This window comes from Vibrio sagamiensis NBRC 104589, assembly GCF_007990935.1.
Lineage (GTDB): Bacteria > Pseudomonadota > Gammaproteobacteria > Enterobacterales > Vibrionaceae > Vibrio > Vibrio sagamiensis.
This window is the reverse complement of record NZ_BJXJ01000081.1, coordinates 1-5,334: the sequence shown is the minus strand read 5'-3', so window position 1 is coordinate 5,334 and position 5,334 is coordinate 1. Positions and strand designations below refer to the sequence as shown.

General features: G+C 39.4%; 5 protein-coding genes and 2 pseudogenes. 5 read left to right on the top strand and 2 right to left on the bottom strand.

Features of this window, described 5'->3' with window-relative positions:
* Window positions 1-1,199 (top strand): annotated as a pseudogene (locus VSA01S_RS20500) (hypothetical protein); the annotation flags it as partial.
* 335 nt (window positions 1,200-1,534) lie between these two features.
* Here VSA01S_RS20500 and rcnR read toward each other — a convergent pair.
* Complete coding sequence (gene rcnR / locus VSA01S_RS19170; RefSeq protein WP_039983679.1) at window positions 1,535-1,807, bottom strand: Ni(II)/Co(II)-binding transcriptional repressor RcnR; 273 nt, start codon at window positions 1,805-1,807, stop codon at window positions 1,535-1,537.
* A 135-nt stretch (window positions 1,808-1,942) separates the two neighbouring features.
* Between rcnR and VSA01S_RS19165 the strand changes: the two genes are divergently transcribed.
* The 3 genes from VSA01S_RS19165 to VSA01S_RS19155 all read left to right on the top strand — a co-directional run bounded on the left by VSA01S_RS19165 (window position 1,943) and on the right by VSA01S_RS19155 (window position 3,859).
* Window positions 1,943-3,019, top strand: a complete 1,077-nt coding sequence (locus VSA01S_RS19165; RefSeq protein ID WP_039983681.1) for a nickel/cobalt efflux protein RcnA — start codon at window positions 1,943-1,945, stop codon at window positions 3,017-3,019.
* 186 nt (window positions 3,020-3,205) lie between these two features.
* Window positions 3,206-3,643, top strand: a complete 438-nt coding sequence (locus tag VSA01S_RS19160) for a hypothetical protein (RefSeq protein WP_039983682.1) — start codon at window positions 3,206-3,208, stop codon at window positions 3,641-3,643.
* A gap of 36 nt (window positions 3,644-3,679) precedes the next feature.
* Window positions 3,680-3,859 carry a DUF1289 domain-containing protein gene (locus VSA01S_RS19155; protein WP_039983683.1) on the top strand — a complete coding sequence of 60 codons (180 nt, stop codon included), beginning with the start codon at window positions 3,680-3,682 and terminating at the stop codon, window positions 3,857-3,859.
* 353 nt (window positions 3,860-4,212) lie between these two features.
* Here the strand turns inward: VSA01S_RS19155 and VSA01S_RS19150 are convergent, their stop codons facing one another.
* Entirely contained in the window at window positions 4,213-4,503 is a 291-nt protein-coding gene (locus VSA01S_RS19150; RefSeq protein ID WP_039983685.1) for a hypothetical protein, read from the bottom strand.
* A gap of 309 nt (window positions 4,504-4,812) precedes the next feature.
* Between VSA01S_RS19150 and VSA01S_RS19145 the strand changes: the two are divergent.
* Window positions 4,813-5,334: pseudogene (locus VSA01S_RS19145) on the top strand (IS6 family transposase); the annotation flags it as partial.

Genomic DNA, 5,334 nt, shown 5'->3' with positions numbered 1-5,334 from the left:
TGCCGAAAGCACGAAGTGAGATACTACGTGAAGGAAAACTCAATGTCGGTGGTAATGAATATAGAATTGATGCAGATACTCAACAGTTTATTTGCTCAGAGCCAACTAATAACACGATCGGTCGATTTTTTGATGGTGTTGGCAAGCTATATAGAGAGAGCAACTTAGACTCCGTAGCGAAGGCGATTACCAAATCGGTATTTGATAATGAATTAGGCCAAGCTCAATGTTCGCAAACTCGTTCTTCAGTTAAACATGACCAGGTGCTTTTTAAAGGTGCTGGTCTGAAAACGCCCAGCGATGTGTTGAATGCATTTGGTCAACTTGATACTCAAATTATTAAATCCAACAACGATGAGCTTAACCAACTGGCCGAGCGTGCGTTGTCAGAAGTGCTGTTAAGCTCTTTTACTCCTAAAAAGCCAAACAGTGATGTGAAACTTAATGTTTGTAGTTTTCATCCAAAATTACAAACATTAACACTGGATATAAATAAGCGTCTAGATTTATTTGTGGAAGGGCTAGAAAAAAATAGCGCTGATATATTTGTTGCTCCAGAGTATTACTGGAATGCCAGTAATAATAATCTAAATGCATTTTCAACAGAGAGTTTCACCAATATACGTGAAAAACTTACATCCATAAGTAGGCAATATCCTGATACATTGATTATCCCTGGCAGCTTTGTGATCATTGATGAAAAAAATGCTAAAAATATCAGTTTTGTAATAAAAAATGGCGAGTTAATTGCTGATTTACAGGATAATCAAATTTATCAAAAACTAGATTTAGACTACGAAAAGAAAAAATTTAACTTAGAAAGAGAGTGGCTGTCAGCTGGAAAAGGGGCTTTTGATTTTACTTATAATGGGTGGAATATTCGTCTTGAGATATGCAGCGATAATGGCGTCATCAAAAAAGGCGAGTGGGCGCCGGATTTGGGCATTGTGATTGCAGCTAATATCGGTGGAAAGTTTTGCAGTACACCAGTTGGTGGGTCAACCATATTTGTAGATGCTAATGGGACATCTGTAGAGAAAGTTAAAGAAAAAATTGAAAAAAAGCAGGATCCACTTTTTGATTTTCTACCTAAAACACTTCAAGACCGCTATCAAGGAAAGTTTGTCCCAGCCAGTGTATATAGACAAAATATCGAAGAAAACCTTTTAAAAGAGTTCAGACCTCAATGGTTTAAGTGATAGAGCTAAACGAGACGAATTGAACATTACTACTATACAAGGGGATATGAGAGACCTTGTGGTCTTTGCAGAGCATACATTTGATTTTATCATTTCTCCGATATCAAATCTGTACATTCCTTAACTTAAAGACCTTTGGAATGAATGTTACCGAGTTCTGAAAACGAACACCCAACCCCTCGATTTATTATTGAGGATTATTTGCCAACAATGATTGCAACTAAAGCTCTAGATGTCTTTTGCCCCATTCTGAGCCATGAGAGCTGAATTTTGAATAAAAAACTAATACATTTTCAGCTCCAACCAGAGTTTAGAAACTGATTGTAACTACCTCATTATTTAATGTAAGAATCCAGAACTTTCAGCACGATTTCCATATCAGCTTCACGTTGCTCTTTGTCTTCCTCAAGTACAACATGCTCAAGTAAGTGGCCTTTGATCACTTCTCGCATCAAGCCATTTACAGCGCCTCTAATAGCAGCGATCTGCTGCAACACATCTTGGCACTCATGTTCTTCTTCCAGCATTTTTTTCAGTCCATTCACCTGACCTTGTATTTTACTGACTCGGGTGTTGAGCTTCTTTTGCTCTCTTGTTGTATGTGACATGGCTTATCTTCTTTATGTTTTGGGCTGGGAGATTATAAACGATAATGTAGCACCTAATTTATACTGGGGGGTAGTATTTAATACTGTGGGGGAGTATAGTTTGAGTCAAATTTGAAATAGCAACAGAAAATAACAATGAATTTTGTCGCATTACTACAAGAGGGCAATGGATGGTTCTTTATTCCCAGTGCCATTTTACTTGGTGCTTTGCATGGCCTTGAGCCTGGACACTCGAAAACGATGATGGCAGCTTTCATTGTCGCGGTTAAAGGAACGGTCAAACAAGCCGTGATGCTAGGGTTGGCTGCCACACTTTCTCACACGGCTATTGTGTGGTTAATTGCTGTTGGCGGGATGTATATCAGTCAGAAGCTGACAGTTGAAGCAGCGGAACCATGGATGCAACTCATCTCTGGGGTCATTATCGTGACAACCGGCGTATGGATGTTTTGGCGAACATGGAGCGATGAGCGAGCTTGGAATAAAGCTCAGAATCATGCTTGTGACTGGACAACGCAAGTTGTGGATACAGGACATGGACATGTTTCACTTGCGATCACAGAGGAAGGTGAGCATCACCGTTTCCAGTTGCGATCACTCAAAAATAAGCCTTTAACAGCTGAATCTATCAAGGTTTCAGTAGCGAGTGATGATTATCAATCTGCTGATATCTATCACTTTATTGAGCGTGATGGATACTTAGAATCGACGTCATGTATTAAAGCCTCTAATGATCTTTATGTCACTTTGAGTATCGGACACCACGATCATACCCATGACTTTGATGTACATTTTCGTCCAGATTCTCATTTAGGAAGCGAAAATAAGGAATATCAAGATGCGCACGAACGCGCCCATGCTTTAGACATTCAAAAACGCTTTGAGAATCGAGATGTGACTAATGGGCAAATTCTGCTGTTTGGATTGACGGGCGGTTTGATTCCATGTCCTGCTGCAGTAACGGTTTTGCTTATCTGTTTACAGCTTAAAGCAATGACACTTGGTGCGACTTTGGTTGTGTCATTCAGTATTGGCTTAGCCTTGACTCTGGTTACTGTTGGTGTCGTGGCAGCAGTGGGGGTACAAAAAGCGGCATCTAAGTGGAGCGGTTTAAACGATGTTGCACGTCGAGCTCCTTACTTATCGGGCGTCTTGATCAGTGCTGTTGGCTTATACATGAGCATGCACGGATATACGTCATTGATGAGCTAAACTCTGTGTTAATAATTACTTTGCTTACAGTTTTATAAAGGTAACAACAAAACAGTGATGGTTACCTTGAAAACAAATGGTAATTACGCGGAAATGAAGCGAGCTCTGTATTTTAACCTCTAGATGGTATGTGTTTAGGGGCTAATTCTTTATTGAATCTGTCACGATATTAATGAGTTCTGAATTATGAAAGATGTAAAAGGTGTGTTCCGCAATCTCGAAAAAATGCTTGAACAAGCGAAGTGGTTTGACGATGGATGGGAGATTTACAACCGAGGCAATTACCTTCAGCTCTATAAGGAAAACTGGTTTAACCACAATCAGGGCGGGATCCATTTTGAAACCTTCATAGAAACTCCCCAAATTAAGCTAAAGAAATTCCCCGTTTGTATGCATGTAGAGGAAGACTGTCCAAATCAAGCTGAGTTTATTCGTCAACTAATAGAACTAGAAGAAAATCGTATCTCAAGCTGGAAGGGATATAAAATGCTCGATACGAGCTATGGTGTCTGTCAAAGGACTTTACCACTGAATTTTAAGAGCTTAGAACAGCGAATATTTGAAGAATTTAACCGACTAAAAACTTTGGAATCCAGTATCGAAAGAATACTGCTGACACTTTGAAATTGAATATCCTTAAAATCGATAGAAATAAACCATATGAAGAAGCAGAAGAGTCCTTGTATCGACCTATGTAATTTTTCAAGCACTAAAGGGTGGTGCTTGGGTTGCGGTAGAACTCGAGCAGAATGCAAGAAATGGAAAGCAATGAAACCTTACGACATAAACATACTTCAGAAGGAACTTAAGAAGAGACTACTAAAAATGAATGTCGAATAGAAAATATCGCAGACAAGGTTTTGTCCAAAAAGAAATCAGCTGAGACGGATCAGCATGCCCAAGTTTTCGGGCATGCTAAAATAGGTTCTGTCGCAAACTTCGAGCCTTTTAGTTAAGATTTGCTTAACTTCCACTCATAATACTGATTTTTAATGTTTAAAGGTTGCCACTTTCCCCCTACGAACAATTTTATGCAATCGCAGGATAATTGTACCTGTCGGATGGGAATGTCACGCCTTTAACTAGATTTGCGACAAAACCCTTCAAGAGTAATAAAAATCTTAACGTATGGGCAAAGAACGCTCGAGATTGGATCAAAGGGCGCTTTGGTGGCAACTTGAAGGTAAGGGATTTCAAATTTTAATAACAGAAGTAATATTATCGATATTAAAATATCGTCCGCCAGTACTTATCCATGACCCTTTTATATTGTCTACATATACAGTAAAAGTTCGACCACCCGAAGTAGTTATTTCGTAATAATTACCTTTTTCGATAGGCAAATAATCCGAAATGTGAGTCTGTTGATAGTGACTGACAACTTGCTCTTTATCAGAAGTGACTTGGATTTTATTTTCTGCTGCAACGCTCATGTTAGGTGACAGTACTGCTACTGATAATAGTAGTGGAATTGTAAATTTCATCTTTTATCCTTTTATATAGTTGTTAAAATTAGACATCCTAATTTGTAATTAATTAAAGACTATAAGATAAAAAATTGTCTAAATATTACTCATTGGACATTTAAAGTGTGAGGAATGTTCAATTGAGATGGGGTGAGGTTCCCGTCTCTTGGTTATGACGAGGGTGAACAGATGGATGTAGTGGTCAACGGCTTTGTTGACACGTTCATTAAATCATCAATTTTGATTTGAGCGTGCCTTACTTTATCTGGGCTTGTTGCAAAAGCCTCACAACCCGCCAGACTTTAACTATTATTTACCCCTGAACTTATCTTATGTTGTGTGCGGTGGTATGGCACTATCGCAATGAGCTATGCAAACCTCAGTGATATGCTGGCCGAACGTGGTGTATTTGTGAATCTCTCCACGATTTATCGTTGGTTTATTCACTATGGGCCTATCCTACATAAGAAGTTGCGCCGTTATCAATTCTCTCGCATCGCTCCTTCCTAGCAGCTTGACGAAACTTACGTCAGGGTGAAAGGCGAATGGCATTACCGCTATCGAGTCATCAATAAGCGTTTGGAAACGCTGGATTTCTTCTTCTCTCATAAACGTAATAAAGAAACGGCTTATCAATTTCTCAAACGCTGCTTAAGTCGCTACAAAGCCTTCTTTCATCCCAACGCATTGAATACTGAGAAACATTCGTCTTATGGTCACGCCATTGCTCGTCTCAAGCTTACGGCAAGATGTAGAACATAGACAAGTGAAATATCTCAACAATGGCATTGGATCTGACCACGCTCGCATCAACAAGCTTATCGAAGCCACCGGTGGCTTCAAGGTCTG

Bases quoted from the DNA above. Each gene is read 5' to 3' on its own strand.
- rcnR (WP_039983679.1), bottom strand. From the start codon at position 1,807: ATGTCACATACAACAAGAGAGCAAAAGAAGCTCAACACCCGAGTCAGT.
- VSA01S_RS19160 (WP_039983682.1), top strand. From the start codon at position 3,206: ATGAAAGATGTAAAAGGTGTGTTCCGCAATCTCGAAAAAATGCTTGAA.
- VSA01S_RS19150 (WP_039983685.1), bottom strand. From the start codon at position 4,503: ATGAAATTTACAATTCCACTACTATTATCAGTAGCAGTACTGTCACCT.
- VSA01S_RS19165 (WP_039983681.1), top strand. From the start codon at position 1,943: ATGAATTTTGTCGCATTACTACAAGAGGGCAATGGATGGTTCTTTATT.
- VSA01S_RS19155 (WP_039983683.1), top strand. From the start codon at position 3,680: ATGAAGAAGCAGAAGAGTCCTTGTATCGACCTATGTAATTTTTCAAGC.